The organism is Cognataquiflexum nitidum (assembly GCF_022538055.1).
Lineage (GTDB): Bacteria > Bacteroidota > Bacteroidia > Cytophagales > Cyclobacteriaceae > Cognataquiflexum > Cognataquiflexum nitidum.
In genome coordinates, this window is the sequence record NZ_JAKZAM010000001.1 from 36,119 (window position 1) to 52,921 (window position 16,803).

At 41.1% G+C, this 16,803-nt stretch carries 16 protein-coding genes; 5 read left to right on the forward strand and 11 right to left on the reverse strand.

Annotated elements, in window-relative coordinates; translation table 11 throughout:
* Nucleotides 1-4 precede the first annotated feature (4 nt).
* The 5 genes from gldF (at nt 5) to MMU07_RS00160 (ending at nt 6,792) form a co-directional block, all read left to right on the forward strand.
* Nucleotides 5-727, forward strand: a complete 723-nt coding sequence (gene gldF / locus MMU07_RS00140; RefSeq protein ID WP_241123797.1) for a gliding motility-associated ABC transporter permease subunit GldF — start codon at nt 5-7, stop codon at nt 725-727.
* Nucleotides 724-2,415, forward strand: coding sequence for a gliding motility-associated ABC transporter substrate-binding protein GldG (gene gldG / locus MMU07_RS00145; protein WP_241123798.1), 1,692 nt, complete (start codon nt 724-726; stop codon nt 2,413-2,415). Before gldF ends, gldG begins: the two co-directional genes overlap by 4 nt.
* A 136-nt stretch (nt 2,416-2,551) precedes the next feature.
* The gene (gene dnaN, locus MMU07_RS00150; protein ID WP_241123799.1) at nt 2,552-3,676 is read left to right on the forward strand and encodes a DNA polymerase III subunit beta; all 1,125 of its coding nucleotides are present in this window, start codon (nt 2,552-2,554) and stop codon (nt 3,674-3,676) included.
* Between the two features lie 102 nt (nt 3,677-3,778).
* A complete protein-coding gene (locus MMU07_RS00155) occupies nt 3,779-3,961 on the forward strand; it encodes a hypothetical protein (protein ID WP_241123800.1) in 183 nt (60 codons plus the stop codon).
* 83 nt (nt 3,962-4,044) lie between these two features.
* Entirely contained in the window at nt 4,045-6,792 is a 2,748-nt protein-coding gene (locus MMU07_RS00160) for a hypothetical protein (RefSeq protein WP_241123801.1), read from the forward strand.
* Nucleotides 6,793-6,889: 97 nt separating this feature from the next.
* Here the strand turns inward: MMU07_RS00160 and MMU07_RS00165 are convergent, their stop codons facing one another.
* From MMU07_RS00165 to MMU07_RS00215, 11 genes are all read right to left on the reverse strand, one after another.
* Nucleotides 6,890-8,776, reverse strand: a complete 1,887-nt coding sequence (locus tag MMU07_RS00165) for an alpha-amylase family protein (protein WP_336246151.1) — start codon at nt 8,774-8,776, stop codon at nt 6,890-6,892.
* 107 nt (nt 8,777-8,883) lie between these two features.
* The gene (locus tag MMU07_RS00170; RefSeq protein ID WP_113925144.1) at nt 8,884-9,081 is read right to left on the reverse strand and encodes a hypothetical protein; all 198 of its coding nucleotides are present in this window, start codon (nt 9,079-9,081) and stop codon (nt 8,884-8,886) included.
* Nucleotides 9,071-9,643, reverse strand: coding sequence for a zeta toxin family protein (locus tag MMU07_RS00175; protein WP_241123802.1), 573 nt, complete (start codon nt 9,641-9,643; stop codon nt 9,071-9,073). Before MMU07_RS00175 ends, MMU07_RS00170 begins: the two co-directional genes overlap by 11 nt.
* Before the next feature lie 75 nt (nt 9,644-9,718).
* On the reverse strand, nt 9,719-11,017 hold the full coding sequence (locus MMU07_RS00180) for a M20/M25/M40 family metallo-hydrolase (protein WP_241123803.1): 1,299 nt from the start codon (nt 11,015-11,017) through the stop codon (nt 9,719-9,721).
* 178 nt (nt 11,018-11,195) lie between these two features.
* Nucleotides 11,196-11,414, reverse strand: coding sequence for a hypothetical protein (locus MMU07_RS00185; protein WP_241123804.1), 219 nt, complete (start codon nt 11,412-11,414; stop codon nt 11,196-11,198).
* Nucleotides 11,415-11,451: 37 nt separating this feature from the next.
* The gene (locus MMU07_RS00190; RefSeq protein WP_241123805.1) at nt 11,452-12,099 is read right to left on the reverse strand and encodes a hypothetical protein; all 648 of its coding nucleotides are present in this window, start codon (nt 12,097-12,099) and stop codon (nt 11,452-11,454) included.
* A 78-nt stretch (nt 12,100-12,177) separates the two neighbouring features.
* Complete coding sequence (locus MMU07_RS00195; protein ID WP_241123806.1) at nt 12,178-12,960, reverse strand: SDR family NAD(P)-dependent oxidoreductase; 783 nt, start codon at nt 12,958-12,960, stop codon at nt 12,178-12,180.
* Nucleotides 12,944-13,606, reverse strand: coding sequence for an acetoacetate decarboxylase family protein (locus MMU07_RS00200; RefSeq protein ID WP_241123807.1), 663 nt, complete (start codon nt 13,604-13,606; stop codon nt 12,944-12,946). Before MMU07_RS00200 ends, MMU07_RS00195 begins: the two co-directional genes overlap by 17 nt.
* Nucleotides 13,607-13,608: 2 nt before the next feature.
* Nucleotides 13,609-14,052, reverse strand: coding sequence for a DinB family protein (locus MMU07_RS00205; protein WP_241123808.1), 444 nt, complete (start codon nt 14,050-14,052; stop codon nt 13,609-13,611).
* 138 nt (nt 14,053-14,190) lie between these two features.
* Complete coding sequence (locus tag MMU07_RS00210; RefSeq protein ID WP_241123809.1) at nt 14,191-14,958, reverse strand: SDR family NAD(P)-dependent oxidoreductase; 768 nt, start codon at nt 14,956-14,958, stop codon at nt 14,191-14,193.
* Nucleotides 14,959-14,965: 7 nt separating this feature from the next.
* Nucleotides 14,966-16,681, reverse strand: coding sequence for an IlvD/Edd family dehydratase (locus MMU07_RS00215; RefSeq protein WP_241123810.1), 1,716 nt, complete (start codon nt 16,679-16,681; stop codon nt 14,966-14,968).
* Between the last annotated feature and the right edge of the window lie 122 nt (nt 16,682-16,803).

Genomic DNA, 16,803 nt, shown 5'->3' on the forward strand with positions numbered 1-16,803 from the left:
GCCGATGCGTGCACTGTATTGGAAGGAAGTCAACGGATTTTTCAGTAACCTGAGCGGTTACCTGATCCTTGGGGTTTTTTTGGTTTCGTTGGGTTTGATCGTTTGGGTATTTCCTGACACTTCCGTGTTGGAATATGGTTTTGCTGACTTGGAGCCCTTATTTGTGTACACTCCTTATGTTTTCACATTCCTTGTTCCGGCCATTACCATGAAGATGATTGCCGAGGAAAGGAAGTCCGGGACTTGGGAAATCCTTATGACTTCCCCGCTTTCCATTCCCAAAATCATTGTTGCCAAATATTCTGCTGCCCTGACTTTGATCGTGGTGGCTTTGCTTCCCACCTTGGTTTACTACTACAGTATCGTTCAGTTGGGAGATCCTGTCGGAAATATTGACCATGCAGGTTTCTTTGGTTCATGGATCGGATTGGTGTTTATAGGGGCGGTTTTTGCATCTATCGGGATTTTGGGATCGGCCCTGACTTCCCATCAGATCGTGGCATTTATCTTGGGAGTTTTTATTTCATTCCTGCTTTATTTTGGGCTGACAGCCTTGGTGCAGCTTCAGGTGATGAGTCCGTTTGCTTTGTTTTTGGAAGAAATGAGCCTAAGCTATCACTACCAAAGCATGAGTAGGGGGGTGATTGACGCCCAGAATATCGCTTATTTTCTTTCAATTATTGTATTGATGTTAGGCTTGACGGGGATTTTAATCCGTAGAAAATGAAAGGATCCTCCAACATATCTCTTATCAAAAACCTTGGAATCATTGCCGGGATCCTGCTTGTTATATGGGTTTTGGCGACATTGGTTCCTTATCGAATTGACTTAACTTCGGACAAAAGGTATTCCCTTCATCCTGCGACCGTCGAGGTTTTGGAATCATTGGAAGAACCTTTGGAAGTGGAAATATTACTAACCGGTAATCTCCCCGGGGGAATGAGAAGACTTCAGCGCTCAATCGAGGAGACGATCAGAACATTCAATGCTTACAGTAGCGAAAAAATTACTTTTTATTATCAGGATCCCTTGGCTTTGCCAAAAGAGGATCAAGAAGACTATATCGTCGGATTGTCAGAATACGGAATCAATCCCACCAACCTCTATGTAAATGAAGATGGTGGGCAAAAATCAAAACTCATTTTCCCTGGAGTGATTATCAGGAATGCTGAGTTTGAAACAGGTTCTCTGCTGTTAAAAGGTGAAAGGGGAATGGGACCCGATCAGATTCTAAATCAATCTGTAGAAAATCTTGAATTTGAATTGATCAATGGAATCCGAAAATTGATCAGTAAACAGGCTTTTGAAATTGGACTTGCTATGGGTCAGGGGGAATTGACTGAAGATGAAGGGTTTGGAATTGTAGAGGCTTTGGCAGATAATTATGAAGTGTACAAAGTCCCCTTAGAGCAGGCAAAAAAACCTTCTGACTTGAACCCATTCAAAGTTGTGATTGTAGCAGGACCTAAGGAAGTCTATTCCGAGAAGGAGATTTATCTCCTCGACCAATACCTCATGAATGGGGGAAACATCATTTTTATGATAGATGCCTTGGCTTATGACATGGCGCAGGCGGGCGGAGAGGGAACTGTGGCCATGCCTTTTGAAAATGGTCTGGACCAGTTGCTCTTCAGGTATGGCATCAGGGTCAACAAAGATTTGATTCAGGACATGAATTTTGGTCGCTATCCTGTCATGGCGGGTAATTTTGGAGATCAGCAACAGTTGGTACCGCTGCCGTGGCCGTTTTTTGTTTTGGCAGGGAAGATGGCTTCACACCCTATCACCAAAGGATTGGATCAGGTGATGTTTAGGTTTTCGAGTTCAATGGATACTGTAAAGGCAGATGGAGTCAGAAAGACCCCTTTGATTTTCAGTTCTGATTTTACCAAAAAATCAGCTTCCCCGGTAAGGTTGGCTTTTGTAGACATGGAAAATGAGCCTGACCTCAATGAATTTGGATTGAAAAATCTTCCTTTGCTATACTTACTGGAAGGAAATTTTACTTCATTTTTCAAAAACAGGTTCCTTCCTGAAGATGCAGAAAAAGCTTCATTTAAGGAGAATGGAAATGTTGGGAAAGTAATTGTGGCCGGAACGGGCAGTCTTTTCCAAAGCGATCTTACTCCCATAGATGGAAATCCTCTTCCTTTAGGACAAGATCCATTTAGCAGTATGCAGTATGCCAATCGTCAGCTTCTATTGAATGCGATCAGTTATCTGGTGGAACCGGAAGGAATTATTGCTACTAGAACCAAACAGTTTCAGATCCGGCCGCTAAATAAAATCAAAGTTAAGGATGAAAAAACAAAATGGCAGGTGATCAATATTCTGGTTCCCGTGTTTTTATTTTCCATCCTCGGGATGCTTTGGATTGGCATCAAAAAGCAGACATTTTCTAAGAAGCATCGGTAATCCTTACCATAATTCTCAGAAAATACATTAATGACCTTGATTTTTTTACAGGAAAGTGTGAGTCAAGGGCAGCTTTTATAATTTTATTTATAAATTTACCCTATTCAAAAAATAACGAAAATAAAGCCCTTCCCATATGAAATTTATTGTTTCTTCTAATGCACTGTTAAAGCAGCTTTCTGCAATCAATGGCGTGGTCACTACCAATCCGGTAGTACCTATCTTGGAAAATTTCCTTTTTGAAATCAAAGGAGGAAAATTGACCATCACAGCCTCAGATTTGCAGACTTCCATGATTACAGAGATAGATGTCGAAGCAAGGGAGGATGGGAATATCGCAGTTCCTGCTAAGATTTTGATCGAAACACTCAAAAACCTTCCTGAACAGCCTGTTACTTTCAGCATTGACCAAGATACATATAGCGTCGAAATCAGTTCTGACAATGGTCGGTACAAATTGGCCGGAGAAAACGCCACAGATTTTCCAAAAATCCCAACAGTGACCAACCCAACCTCAGTGGACATGTCTACTGAAATATTGAGCTCTGCGATCTCCAATACGATTTTTGCAACCAGCAACGATGAGTTGAGACCTGCCATGACCGGGGTCTATATCAACCTGAGCAGCACCAACACTACTTTTGTTGCTACTGACGGACACCGATTGGTAAGATACAGAAGGATAGATGTGGCGGCCGCAGATGGTGCAAGCATCATCATCCCGAGAAAAGCACTCAACCTTTTGAAATCAACTCTGCCTTCCGAAAATGTGCCGGTAGCAGTGGAATTCAACAATTCCAACGCTTACTTCAAATTCAACAGCATCAAGATGATCTGTAGGTTGATTGACGAAAGATTCCCGGATTATGAAAATGTCATCCCGGTGGACAATCCAAACCACATGACCATCGACAGATTGGAGTTTTTGGGTTCATTGAGAAGGATCGCCATCTATGCCAATAAGACTACCCATCAGGTAAGGTTGAAATTGACAGGAAGCGAATTGCAGATTTCTGCTGAAGACCTTGATTTCTCCAACGAAGCAAATGAAAGATTGTCATGCGACCATGACGGTGAAGATATCGAGATCGGATTCAATGCAAAATTCTTGGTGGAAATGTTGAATAACCTTTCTTCCAAAGAAGTGACCTTGAAGTTTTCGGCACCAAACAGGGCCGGATTGATCGTGCCATCTGACAAGTCAGACAATGAAGATATCCTGATGCTGGTAATGCCGGTAATGTTAAACAACTACGTGTAGGTTAAATAATTGACATTAAAGATTTTCATTTTTCCCCTGCAGCGATGCAGGGGTTTTTTTGTGTTTTTTTGTAAACTCAAATTGTAAATACCTAATTGAACTATGAAAAAAGGATCTGAAGAAATGAAAGAATTTGTGAGCAAACTCTCTGAAAAGGAAAAACAGGAACTTTTGAAATTGCTCGAAGAGGCGCTTACCCCAAAAGTTGAGGAAAAAAAAAGGGAAATTGGAAAGTATGAAGGGAAAATTTTTATTTCCGAGGATTTCAATGAACCGAATTTTTAGTAGATTGACCTAAAATTAAGAAACACCTATTTGCCCATTATCACAACTTTTAAAATAAACATCACTCATTTAAAATTTAGACTTTGGCTGCACCTACCTACGGGATTGAACTTGAAGAACTTAAGAAGTATTTAAGAAGCAATGATAATGAAGACGCTAAACGTCAGTTGCTTTTTCCGCTTTTTAGAAAATTGTTTAAGGACGATTTTAGAGCAGAATCTGCGGCGTATGGTGCAGATATTTATATACCGGGCCAATTAATTGTTGAGAGTAAATCTAATTTTTCACAATGGCCTCAAGGTTTTTACCAGGCATTCCATTATAACAAAAGATTCGGCCTAGCTTATAATACGATAATGGTAATTGCCCAAGAATTTGTAGGAATTTGGAAAACGAATAAAATACCAGAATTCGCAGCAATTTTTATCAACACAGCAGACGCGTCAATTTCCCCAAATCAAATTGGGAAAGAAAATGCAAGAAAGACTCAAAAAAATCAACTAAATGCCATTAAAGATTCAGCGATTTATTGGCTAGACCCCAAGTCCTTACAAGGTGATATATTTGCCGGCGCAAAAAATTTGGTAACAGAATCATTTGAGATTCTCAAGATTTTAAAAAATCTTGAGTCTACTAGGCTTCAGGTTAATACTCATAATTTCATTCACACCATAGAATTAATGAAATCCATGTTTGAGCATCCCATCGATGCCATTCATGCTTTTTATACCATCGTGAACTATTGGGATATTAACGCAACGGTGTCTGAAAATGACTATTCTGACACACTACAAGTTGTAGGATTTCGTGGTCATAAAAGTAGCGAACCATTTATAGTTCCGCCAAAGCATAAAAAGGAGTTTAAAAATCTAATTGAGAATCGGTATGTTTTTACAAATGAGGGATCAGGACTTACCGCAGATTATTATTTCTCAAGATTTGATGAGGTACTTTCTGCACTCGACCCTGAATATGCCAAGCAGCATGGGATTTTTTTCACCGACGGCAACTTAAGTAAATTCGCCATGTGGTTTGTTCAAGATTATTTCAAGGAGGATTTGGGAGAAAATTATATCGTCTTTGATCCTGCCGGAGGATCCGGCAACTTGGTAACAAGTTGGAGAGGAAAATTAAGACATAAAATTGTATCCGAGCTTCAGCCGGATCTCTTACGAACTATTGAAAAGCGGATGAAGATCGATCCTTACCACATGGACACAGGATTTACTATTATTCCGAAGACTTCGGATAACAAAGGCTTGAACTTTTTGGATATATCAGGTGAAGATTACCTGGATCGACTTGCCAAAGAATTAAAAATCAAACAACTCTCCCTAGACAAGCCACTTGCCTTTCTCTTAAATCCACCTTATAAAAATACAGATGAAAAAGTAGAAAATCGATCTAAAAAGGAAGCAGAGTATGAGATTCACCCAACTATTCTAAAGCTAACAGGCTCCGATGCAGGCAAGGAAAGGTATTTAGCTTTTTTAGGTCAAATTTTATTAATGTCAAAAGCCCAAAATGAAAAAAATTCTGGGCAGTTTCCTCTGGTATTCATTTTTACGCCAACTTCTTGGTTAATTCCCAGACCTTCATATGTATCTTTTAGATCCAAGTGGGATCAATATTTTCAATTTGAGACAGGATTTATAGTCACTAGCAATGAGTTTTTTAAATTAGATGGTAAATGGCCTTTGGCATTTACGGTATGGAAATATTCTCCCGATCAAAATAGGAAAAACAATATTACCCTATCTGATTTGACGAAATTAAAAAGAACGGATTTGAATTTTAATTGGAATTTAGAAGATGAAAAAACCCTAGTTTCAATAATATCCTCAGTATCCAGGATTAATTTTTCCGCTAAAAGTTTGGTTATAAGAGAAAGACTACCTTTCATAGAAAGGAAAGGTGAATTAATTAGGCAACCGAGATACAATAGTTATCGAAATTTGAATAACTCTGAAAAAGGTTTACCATTTGTTAGTGGCTTTGCAAGGATGGATAATCGTCATGAAAGGCTAGCAGTTCCATATGGGTATGCTGATGGAGAATTTATTGGATTTATGGACGATAACTCCATGGTTAGATTACATCAAGATACTTGTAATAGACTTGGTGCAAATGAAAAATCTATTTGGTTTCGATTGGATTTAGATTTTAAAGGTGTGAATAAATCGCAATGTTTTAATGGGCCTGCAGATAATAGAAGCTATTGTGCATACGATCATGAATCAGCAAAGGCTACAATAACATGGTTTTCCATTACAAAAGCCCTGAATGGACAATATCCTGTTTGGGCAAATCAATTTGATATCTGGGCACCTGAGATTTCCCCTGAACTTTCGGACTATTGGTATTCTCTGTGTTTTGCATTTGTTTTAGCCGAGAACCGTTGCGTGGTAACAAAATTTGAAGCTAACAATCCTGTTCAGGGCGCTCCTGAGGTGTTTGTGGATAATCCACTTTCACCAAATAATCCAGAGTCTTTTTGGAATACCACCTTAGCTAATCACATTGTAAAAAATACTACAGTTGCGAAGAAATTGGTTGAAAAAATCATAGAACTTTATAAGGTTTGGAATTATAATTATTGCAAGGGTGGTATTTTAGAAAATGTCGGGTTACATGATGAGCCTTATTTTAGGTATTTTGAGTATCCTGATTTTCTGACAAAGAATTCAGGCTTGATTCAAATTAAGAAATATGCCATGAATGAAAATTTGGCGGATTTGGGTGAATTGTTTGCTGAAATCAGTTCATTGACCAAATTGGTCAAAGCAGAAATATATAGATTATTAGTAGATGAGTTTAAATATTTTGGGTGATACTATACATATCACACGGGTAGGGAATCCGGTAATTTCCCACAATCTTTTTGGTTTTCATATTTAATGGCTTTAAACCTTCGAGGTCTTAAAGACCTCAAAGGTTGATTTCCAGCACCCAACTTTCCAAAGGTTTCAGATCCACCCTTACTTTTCCTTTTCCATCTTTAATTTTCAAAACCGGATTGACCGCGCCATACAGTTTTTCTGACAACGGGTATTCGCCTTCAATCAAATCCCAGGTTTTGATGATTTCGGAGGGAAGTTCAAGGTCAAATCCGAAGGATTCGGTTGCATCAAAATTGGTAATGATGACCAGTTTTTGGTTTTCATTCCATCTGACAAATGAAAAAACCCGGTCATTGTACCATTCGGTATTTTGTCTGTTATGGCTGTGGATGTCTGCAAATTTCCCTGCCAGGGCAGTACTAGTTTGGGTAAAGTTGAGCAGACGGCTATAAAAATCCCGCAATGATTTTTCAGCTTCGGAAGATTGTCCTCCATCAAATTTTCCTCCGTTCATCCATCTTTGGTGATGGGGAACACCGATATAATCAAAGATGGATGTTCTTGTCGGAGATCCAAATCCTGCTTTTTCAGCACCGGGTTCGCCGACTTCCTGCCCGAAATATATCATCGTTGGCGATGAACCGATCATAGCCGACACTACCATGGCAGGTTTTCCTTTTTCTGCATTTCCAGCAAATCCCGGGCTTGCGATGCGTTGTTCGTCATGGTTCTCAAGGAAATGCAACATGTGTTGGTCAATATCTGCCAATCCCTTTTGGATCGGGAGGATGTTGTCCGTGGAGCCTTTTCCCTGCATGATGTTTTTGAGCGTATCGTAAAGTTCCACCTTGTCGTAGAGGTAATCCATTTTCCCCAAATGGATATAATTCCGGTACTCCTTAGGATTGTATATTTCAGCCAAAAGGAAAGCATCAGGATTATTTATCTTGATGGCAGAGTTCATATAGCTCCAAAATTCCACAGGAACCATTTCTGCCATGTCATAGCGGAACCCATCCACGCCTTTTTCGATCCAGTACAAGGCTATATCTTTAAATTTGACCCAGGAATCGGGTACGTCTTTGCCTTGCCAAAATTCAAAATGTGCTTTGTAATCTTTCTGAGAAAAATCAGCCGGCAATTCTATGAAATCCTTGCTGCCATCGGGTTTGATGCCGTAATTGACCTTGACAGTTTCATACCAATCGTGAAAATGTGGTTGGGCTTCACGTGAACCGTTTCCTGTCCATTTGGCTGGTGATTCATCAAACTTTCCGTCAGCCAATGGATGTGCTTCGCCTCCCAAAGGCTTGTAATTGTCCAATGGTGCTGGAACTTTAAAATCCTTGCCCGGGATATAATAGAAGTTGTTGTTTGTTTTGTATTCAACCGAAGTGTCGTCACCTGCGCCAAAATCCTTTACTCCTTCGGGATTGCTTTTACCCTCATATCTCCGGGCAACATGGTTGGGTACGATGTCTATAATGACTTTCATGCCTTGGTGATGCGTTCTTGCGATCAAAGCTTCAAATTCCTCCAATCGTTTTTCCGGATTCTCTGCCAGGTCAGGATTTACATTATAGTAGTCTTTGACGGCATAAGGTGAACCTGCCCTCCCTTTGACTACTTCGGGGTCATCATTGGAGATACCATATTGTGTATAATCATTGATCAAAGCATGATGGGGCACTCCTGTGTACCAAATGTGGGTGACTCCCAAAGACTTTATTTCTGATAGCGCTTGGTCTGTGAAGTCATTGAATTTTCCAACGCCATTTTCTTCCAAGGTTCCCCAAGGTTTGTTTGTGGTATTGGTATTTCCAAAAAGCCTGGTGAAAACCTGATAAACGATCACTTTATTTGGAGTTTCCATTTTGGTATTGGCTTCAGGGGTTTGGGTCTGGGGCGAGTTGCAACCGATCAGGATTGATAGCAAGGCTGCAAAAAAGGTAATTTGGGTCAGAAGTTTGTTCATGGGGTTAAATATAAAAAGTTGTTTCCCACAAAGACACAAAAAAACAAATAAAAAGAGATTGCAAAAACAAAACACGGTAGGTTTTCAAAACCTGCCATGTTTAAAAATTATTTGTCTTTATCATTTTCTGAAGTAAGACTATCCGGAACAGAAAAAGGATCCAATTCTACTATTTTTCCATCCTGTTCTACTATAATTGGACTATTCTTCTCCCGCTTGAATTTGACCAGGTTTTTGTAGGTTTCATCTAAACCGAAAAGGATTTTGTCTAATTCCTCTTCGGCCTCTTTTTCTTTAGTTGTCATAAAAACGAATTATTTTATTCCAAAGGTTACCATCCGAAATGAAAATCTTACTTGAATTCTTCCTAGCTATCAATTTATAAGGTTTTTTTGAATTGTCAACAAATATCCATTTATCCAAGATGGGTTTATATAGCTTAAAAAAGTTTACAAGCCCATTTTTATACCTTCTCCGGATTACGTCTTCGGGAATGTTATGTCCCCCTTCGGCAACTCGTGTCTTAACCCTTTTTAGAGCAAGTTCGGGAGAATTGAGGTAAAAAAACAACAGGATGGTTTCATATCCTTTGTCTTTGGCTTTATGGATAAAAGTGATAAAACTTTTGGAAGATAATGTTGTCTCAAAAGCGAAATTCTCTCCCGATTCCATCAAACTATTAATCCTTTGAAGCATAATTCTACCGGCTTCAATGGAAGCTTTTTCCGGTTGAAAAGGTGAAAGACCTTTGGCTATTTCATCGGCATTGACAAATTCCTTGCAGTCTAGAATTTCAGGCAAAACAGTATATGAAAATGTTGTTTTCCCTGCTCCATTTGGACCTGCAATGACGTAGAGTTTTTTCATTTTGATAAATATAAAAAGTAGATTCTCACAAAGACACAAAAACACAAAGTAAAAATCCGGTTGTGCCAATACAAATCACAAATCCAATAACCGATAAACAAACAAAGTACTCCTTTTGATCAGATGGGGGTATTGCTTCATGTTGATGGTTTCGGCAGGGGAGTGGGCACCTGTGCCGGATGCGCCAAGTCCATCGATGCAATCCAGGTAATCTGCGACATAAGAAATGTCACCTGCGCCCCTTGATCCAGGATCTCCGGCTTTGACTTGACCATATCCCATATCCACACTGACTTGACTGAGGATGGTAACCAAACCCATATTGCCTTCTGTCGGCGGCATGGATGGAATGCCATCCTCAAACTCAATACTGGCAGTAGTTCCATTCAGGTTTTGGGATACGATCTGTTTCATCTTTTCACGTGCCGCTTCTTTTTGTGGTTCGCCGAGGAACCTCAGGTCACCGGTAACAAAAGCCTCTCTTGCCACAATGTTTGTTTTGCCAAGAGCAGAACCGGCACCCGTATCTCCGTCATAGTTGATATCCGAACCGCCGATGATTTGGCCGGGATTGAAAGTCAGGTATTGCTCGCCTGCCAATTCTTCCCTGAATTGGTTGAGGATTCTTGCGGCCTCATAGATAGCGCCGTACCCCACCGATTCCCTGAATACACCCGAGGAATGAACCTGTTTTCCGGTAGTTTTCAACGTCCATCCACTTGCACCTCTTCTGGCAATAGTGGCCGTATTGAATCCCTGCGCTGTCTCGTAACCCAAGGCATAATCATGTTGCTTGGCTCTTTCGACAAAGTCCAATCTACTTACCCATGAGGGACTTCCGGCATTTTCCTCGTCGCCGGGGAAGTAAACGGTGATGGTTCGGTCTTTTAGCAAACCCAATTCCTCCATTGCCTTCAAAGTTGCAAAGACCATGACATTTCCTCCTTTCATGTCATTGACACCCTGTCCTTTGGCCGTGGAGTCATTGACCATGGTAAAAGGATAGAAGGGCATGTCTTTTTCAAAAACAGTATCCAGATGACCGATGAAAAACAGCTTTTTACCCTTGGTACCTTTTCTTGTAGCCACAAAATGTCCAGCTCTTTTGAGCGAATCCGGTAAAGTAATCCATTCGGTTTCAAACCCGATTTTTGCAAATTCCCTCTCAAAAACTCTGCCTACTTCCCGTACACCCTGCATGTTGAAAGTCCCGGAATTAATATTTACTACCTCCTCCAACAGCGCCAATGTTTCCTTGTAGTTTTTGTCAATTGTTTCTATCAGTTGCTTTTCCGTTTTGGTAAGTTTTTGCGAAAAGGAAGGGTTTGAAAAAAGGAGAAATGTGAGAAGGAAGAGCAGTGATCGGATTTTCATTTTCTTAGTTCATTTATTTTAAAATAATTTCTGAAAGCTAATTTGGCCATTATGATTCCCCCATTTTCATTGGCTTTAAAAAAAACATTTAATGTTTCTTGATATTGGGAATTTCATTCAATCAAATATATTAATGGAGCAGTATCCAAAAAATAAAGTTTCTGCAAAAATTCCGGTTTTAATCCCACTCCCGTTCTTCTTTAATATAATTGTCCAAGCCAACTCCTTTCCAAACTTCAGAACCTAGATTTTGTAGATCCGATAATTTTATACCTGTATTACTTGAGGGATGTGGACTTAGCTTTAGGATCAATTTTTCCAAAATTTCCAGTTGTTCTTTGTCACCAAGTGTATCTATATCATGAAGGATTTCTTCTATTTTTTCGGAAGGTTTCATGTTTATCCTATTTTAATCCACCTAATTTAACTGTAATTTATTCGACAACGATATCTGAAAACCAGATAAATTTTACCCCGGCGTCATTTTTATGTTCGGTAGCAAACTTGATCCCCTTGAATTCCTGCTCATTTTCCCAAGTTATCGGTCGTCCTTCCAAGCCATTTCCTCTTCTGAAAACCCATTCTTTGATCAGGTGGTTTTTATCCAAAAACAAGTCATAGGCATCTCCCGGAGTATAGCCATCGACATCATTGTAGACGATGGTCAACTGCGTCGTAGGCAACCCTGAAATAGGGGCTTTGGTGTTTTCAATTACAGTGAAGGTATATCCCTTGTCCCAAACCAGTTGAAAAGGGAACATCAGCCAATATTTGTCATTGATAAAGCCGCCATCAGCTTCCGGCATTTGCTCTTTTGGAAGGTCAAGGCTGTAGGTATAGCTTGTGTCAGCGTCAGCAAATTCCACAGTCCTTTCTTTGATATTCCACTTCCAATTCCTTGTCCGTAGGGTTTCGGGATTTGGCTGCACATTCCATTGGTAGGCTATAGAGTTAATTTTGTCAAAATTCTCATGACCATACGCTTTGGCAACTTTCATGGGAAGGGTATCTTCTTCTTTTTTGTCACAGGAAAACATCACTGTCAAGGAAAGAAGGAGGAGGGGCAGGGTTCTGGATTTCATAAGATTTGGATTTTGTCTTTCAGATTCATTTCCAATTTATTGTTTTCTTTTGGAAAAACAGATGCCATCCATGTATGATTAGCTAACCTTCTTGCTCTCCATCCAATTCTTCAGTTTTTTTCTTTCTAATAAAAAATAGAGTAGTTTGAAGACAGGCAAAATTCTGTTAATCAGCATGGTTGCCTGAAAAAGCCTGGAGGGATAGATTTTCTTTTTTCCTTTGGATACACCTCGGAGGATATGACGAACTACAGTTTGTACGGATTGCACAGGAAAGGCCTTTGGGATTTCTTTTCCTGCACTTTTGAAAAAATCGGTATCTGTGGCCGCGGGATATACCATTGTAATCCAATCTTCCTCTCCTTCACTCTTGATAGTTTCCACAAACTGATGGATAGCGGCTTTGGTGGCTGCATAAGCTGCATATCCCGGAACAGGCCAATAAGACATCGCTGAGGCAGTCACCACCAGTTTGCAGGGATGATGCGCCTGCATTGGTTTCAGAATTTTGGCTGTTTCAATAGGGGAGAGGACGTTGATTTGCAGCATTCTGGAGAAAGTTTCTAGGTCAGTATCTTCCCAGAGCCCAAATTTTGCAAAGCCCGCATTGGCAAAAAAGTAGTCAACCGTTTTCCAGTTGAGTTGGATCCAATCAAAAATATCCAAGATACTACCCGGTTTGGTTAGGTCTAAAGTCAGGGTGTGGATTTGGGAAGATGTTTTGGGGAGGATTTCCAAACCTTCTTGATTGATGTCTATGGCCAGAATTTTATTGCCGTTTCCCGCAAGTTGGTGGACCAGCTCTTTTCCTATTCCGGAGGCAGCACCTGTAATGACAATATTTTTATTGCTGATCGGCATTTTGCAGGGGCAAAGGGAACTCCATGTAAAACGGATTGATCTTCACACAAAGTAGCGGTTTTAGTTTGCTGATCTCAGGGAAAAAATCGGAATTCACTTTCATTGATTCTATTTTGGCAAACTTTCCCCACCCATGACCTTTTGGATCGGTCAAAAATGTTTTCCCTTCCAATTCCTGAAAAAGTTTGATGGGAAGCAGTTTGGTAGTCGCGGGGAAGGGTATTCCACCTGAACTGATCTTGCAAAAAAGTATGGGATCGTCTTCCGACCCAACACCGATGGTTTCTGTCTTTCCGTTTTTGAGCCAGATGATAGGAACGGTTTCTTTTGGAATCCCCCATTTGTACCTACCGTTTTGGGTGCTGGACTCAGAATCCACGTATATTTTTGTAATGGTCTGTCTATTGTCAGGACTGAATTTTCCGGGAATAAAAAGCAATTCATTATAAGGTCCTGCGGGAGATTCAGTATACCTGACAAGCATGACATACCCGAGTCCCCCTTTGAATTTCCCTTTTAATTCTTCCTTCAAAAACCCGTTTTGTTCTATCCACTCTTTCTTGAATTTATAGGCGAGGATGATGCCTTCCCCCTTTAATTTCCAAGGGCCGGCAAAGTAGTAATCGGGTTTTTCTGGACCGTTCATGGCTATCTTTTGGTAAGAATGTAGTCTGTAGGAATCGGTTCCAGTCCGGCATTCCGAACCAGCAACATCACCTGACCCCTATGGTAGCTTGAATGGTTGATGATGTGGAACATGATGTCTTTGATGGTATTTTGATAGGAGAGGCCTTGGCTGTTTTGGTAGGAAATAACCTCATCAAGCTCATTAGTTTCAATGATTTTTTTGGAAATCAGGTAATTTTCTTCATTCATTTCTGAGAAAACTTCTACAGAATGAAGTTGCCAAATTTTAAAGAATGGTTTTTTTCCCAAGATCCTTGCGTTCCAGACATGGTGTGCATTGATCATATGGCTATAAATCTCGATGGCTTTTGGTGGAAGGCTTGCTTTGTTTTCTACTAACAGGTCAATGGTAATGTTGTTGCTTTTTTGGATGTACTCTAATAGATCATTAATTGCTATTTTCATTTCTTGGTAGATTTTTCGTCGGATTAGGACTGGCAGTTACGCTTTACTTTGTTTTGCTAGGTAAGTTGTATTGATATGGATCAATCGTACAATATTGGTTTTAATTTCAAAAGATGAAATTTTTTTTCTACTTTAAATTCAATGATATGGTGAGGGACTTATACAGGTCCATCCTCCGTCAATAATCAGATTTTGCCCGGTAATATGCCTGGCTTCCTCAGAGACCAAAAACGCAGCAGTATGGGCAATATCCTCGACAGTTGCCGGTCGTCCCATGGGGGTGATTCTGGACCAGGTATTTTCGTAGTCAGGATCCAAGGCAGTTCGGGAAGTCAATGTGGCTCCAGGTGAAATGGAATTAACATTGATATTGTACTCTGACAATTCGATCACCAAATTCTTTGCCAACATTTCGATGGCCGCTTTGCTCATGGCATATGCTGCGAGATTTTTGTGAGCCTGATGTGCAGTTACTGAGGAAGTAAACAAAAGGGAGCCACCGGAATTTTGTTTTTTCATAATCCCTGCTGACGTTTGGGCAAGGAAGAAAGTGCCACCGGCATTGACACGCATCACTTCAAAAAAATCAGCAGGAGAATACCCGAAGAAATCACCATAAAGTGTAATTCCTGCATTGGCGACGACAATATCCAGTTTTCCAAACTCCCCCTCTGCTAGACCAACCATTTCCTGAATGAATACCGGATCTCCGGAATCACCCGAAATCCCCAAAACCTTACCTTTGGCTACTTTTAGAATTCTGGTTACAGCTTCTTCGGTAAGGCTCTTTTCAATGTCATTCAAAATGATATGATGTCCTTTTTCCGCCAAAATCCGCACTATTTCCAAACCGATGCCCTGACCAGCTCCGGTGATCAGGGCAACTTTACCATGGTTTTTTATCATTGCCAGATTAATGAGAATCTCTTTTCACTACAGGCCCTGATGCTCCTTTGAGAAAATCAAAATCTACGCCTTCATGCGCCTGGGTTACATTCTGTATAAACATGTTGACATATCCTCTGTCATACCCTAGCTGTAAAGGCTGAAAAGATGCTCTCCGTTTTGCCAGTTCCTCGTCCGAAACTTCCAAATTCAAAGTACGGTTAGGTACGTCTAGTTGGATCCAATCCCCGTTTTGGACCAAGGCGAGGTTGCCGCCAATCGCTGATTCGGGGGAAACGTGAAGCACCACAGTACCGTAACCGGTTCCACTCATCCTGCCATCAGAGATCCTCACCATGTCTTTGACTCCTTGTTGAATGATTTTCATGGGCAGCTGCATGTTGCCTACTTCAGGCATACCTGGGTAGCCTCTTGGTCCTACATTTTTCAACACCATCACAGAATCAGGCGTGACATCCAGATCCGGATCATCCAGTCTTTTCTTATAGTCATCAATATCTTCGAATACTACTGCTTGACCACGATGCTGAAGGAGAGATGGTGTGGCTGCAGAAGGTTTCAAAACTGCCCCTTCAGGACAGAGATTGCCTTTCAGGACCGCGATGCCTGATTCGGGTTTGAAAGGTTTTTCCAAAGTACCGATCAGGTTTCTGTCCCAACATTCGGCGTTTAGGACGTTTTCGCCTAGTTTCTTTCCGTTGGCAGTAATGGTATCGAGATGCAATAAGGAAGAAACTTCCCGCATCACAGCAGGCAATCCACCTGCATAAAAGAGGTCTTCCACAAAGTTCTCCCCAGAAGGCTGTACATTGGCTATCAAAGGAATATGGGATGAAAATTTATCAAAGTCGTCAATATTCAGTTCAATCCCCATCCTTCCCGCAATCGCCAAAAGGTGAAGGATAAAATTGGTCGAACCGCCCAAAGCTGCGTTAACCATAATGGCATTTTCAAATGATTTTCTGGTCAGGATGTCGGTCATCTTGAGGTCTTCTTTGACCATTTCTACGATCCTGATTCCTGACATGTGGGCCAGAACTTTCCTTCTCGAATCCGATGCAGGAATGGTGGCATTATCCGGCAAGCTCAATCCAAGTGACTCTACCATAGCAGCCATTGTGGAGGCTGTTCCCATGGGGGCACAGTGGCCCTGCGACCTCGCCATGGCAGCTTCTGCTGCGGTGAAATCTTCCTGAGAGAGTTCTCCTTTTTTGAATTCCTCGGCAAATCTCCATAGATCGGAGGTGCCGATTTTTCTTCCTTTGAATCTTCCTGCGAGCATCGGTCCGCCGGAGACGACGATAGTGGGCAAGTTGACACTGGCGGCACCCATGACTAGAGATGGAGTAGTTTTGTCACAACCGCACATCAGGACTACACCATCCATGGGATTGGCACGGATGCTTTCCTCCACGTCCATGCTTGCTAGATTTCGGAATAGCATGGCGGTCGGTTTGATGGAGCATTCGCCCAAAGACATTACCGGGAATTCCAATGGAAAGCCGCCGGCTTCCCAGATTCCCCGCTTGAGGGCTTCGGCAAGTTCCCGGAAATGGGCATTGCAGGGGGTGAGTTCGGAGTAGGTATTGCAGATGCCGATGACCGGCCTGCCTTCAAAAAGGTGGTGGGGAAATCCCTGGTTTTTCATCCATGCGCGGTAGATAAAACCGTCTTTTCCTTTGCGGCCAAACCACTCTTGGCTGCGCAATTTCTTTTCTTCCATGACAATGGGTTTATTGGTTTGAATTCGTCGAGAATTTAGGAAATGTTTTGGAGGAAAAGGAAAAGATAGGTAAAAATGTTACCTGCGGAGACAAATGGTTTTATAGCATGCAGTTCTTGTTT

What these genes read in the sequence shown, in the direction of transcription:
- MMU07_RS00210 (WP_241123809.1), bottom strand. Translation starts at nt 14,958, where the DNA reads ATGATAAAAAACCATGGTAAAGTTGCCCTGATCACCGGAGCTGGTCAG.
- MMU07_RS00195 (WP_241123806.1), bottom strand. Translation starts at nt 12,960, where the DNA reads ATGCCGATCAGCAATAAAAATATTGTCATTACAGGTGCTGCCTCCGGA.
- MMU07_RS00215 (WP_241123810.1), bottom strand. Translation starts at nt 16,681, where the DNA reads ATGGAAGAAAAGAAATTGCGCAGCCAAGAGTGGTTTGGCCGCAAAGGA.
- gldF (WP_241123797.1), top strand. Translation starts at nt 5, where the DNA reads ATGCGTGCACTGTATTGGAAGGAAGTCAACGGATTTTTCAGTAACCTG.
- dnaN (WP_241123799.1), top strand. Translation starts at nt 2,552, where the DNA reads ATGAAATTTATTGTTTCTTCTAATGCACTGTTAAAGCAGCTTTCTGCA.
- MMU07_RS00200 (WP_241123807.1), bottom strand. Translation starts at nt 13,606, where the DNA reads ATGAACGGTCCAGAAAAACCCGATTACTACTTTGCCGGCCCTTGGAAA.
- MMU07_RS00155 (WP_241123800.1), top strand. Translation starts at nt 3,779, where the DNA reads ATGAAAAAAGGATCTGAAGAAATGAAAGAATTTGTGAGCAAACTCTCT.
- MMU07_RS00205 (WP_241123808.1), bottom strand. Translation starts at nt 14,052, where the DNA reads ATGAAAATAGCAATTAATGATCTATTAGAGTACATCCAAAAAAGCAAC.
- MMU07_RS00180 (WP_241123803.1), bottom strand. Translation starts at nt 11,017, where the DNA reads ATGAAAATCCGATCACTGCTCTTCCTTCTCACATTTCTCCTTTTTTCA.
- MMU07_RS00175 (WP_241123802.1), bottom strand. Translation starts at nt 9,643, where the DNA reads ATGAAAAAACTCTACGTCATTGCAGGTCCAAATGGAGCAGGGAAAACA.
- gldG (WP_241123798.1), top strand. Translation starts at nt 724, where the DNA reads ATGAAAGGATCCTCCAACATATCTCTTATCAAAAACCTTGGAATCATT.
- MMU07_RS00165 (WP_336246151.1), bottom strand. Translation starts at nt 8,776, where the DNA reads ATGAACAAACTTCTGACCCAAATTACCTTTTTTGCAGCCTTGCTATCA.
- MMU07_RS00190 (WP_241123805.1), bottom strand. Translation starts at nt 12,099, where the DNA reads ATGAAATCCAGAACCCTGCCCCTCCTCCTTCTTTCCTTGACAGTGATG.
- MMU07_RS00170 (WP_113925144.1), bottom strand. Translation starts at nt 9,081, where the DNA reads ATGACAACTAAAGAAAAAGAGGCCGAAGAGGAATTAGACAAAATCCTT.
- MMU07_RS00185 (WP_241123804.1), bottom strand. Translation starts at nt 11,414, where the DNA reads ATGAAACCTTCCGAAAAAATAGAAGAAATCCTTCATGATATAGATACA.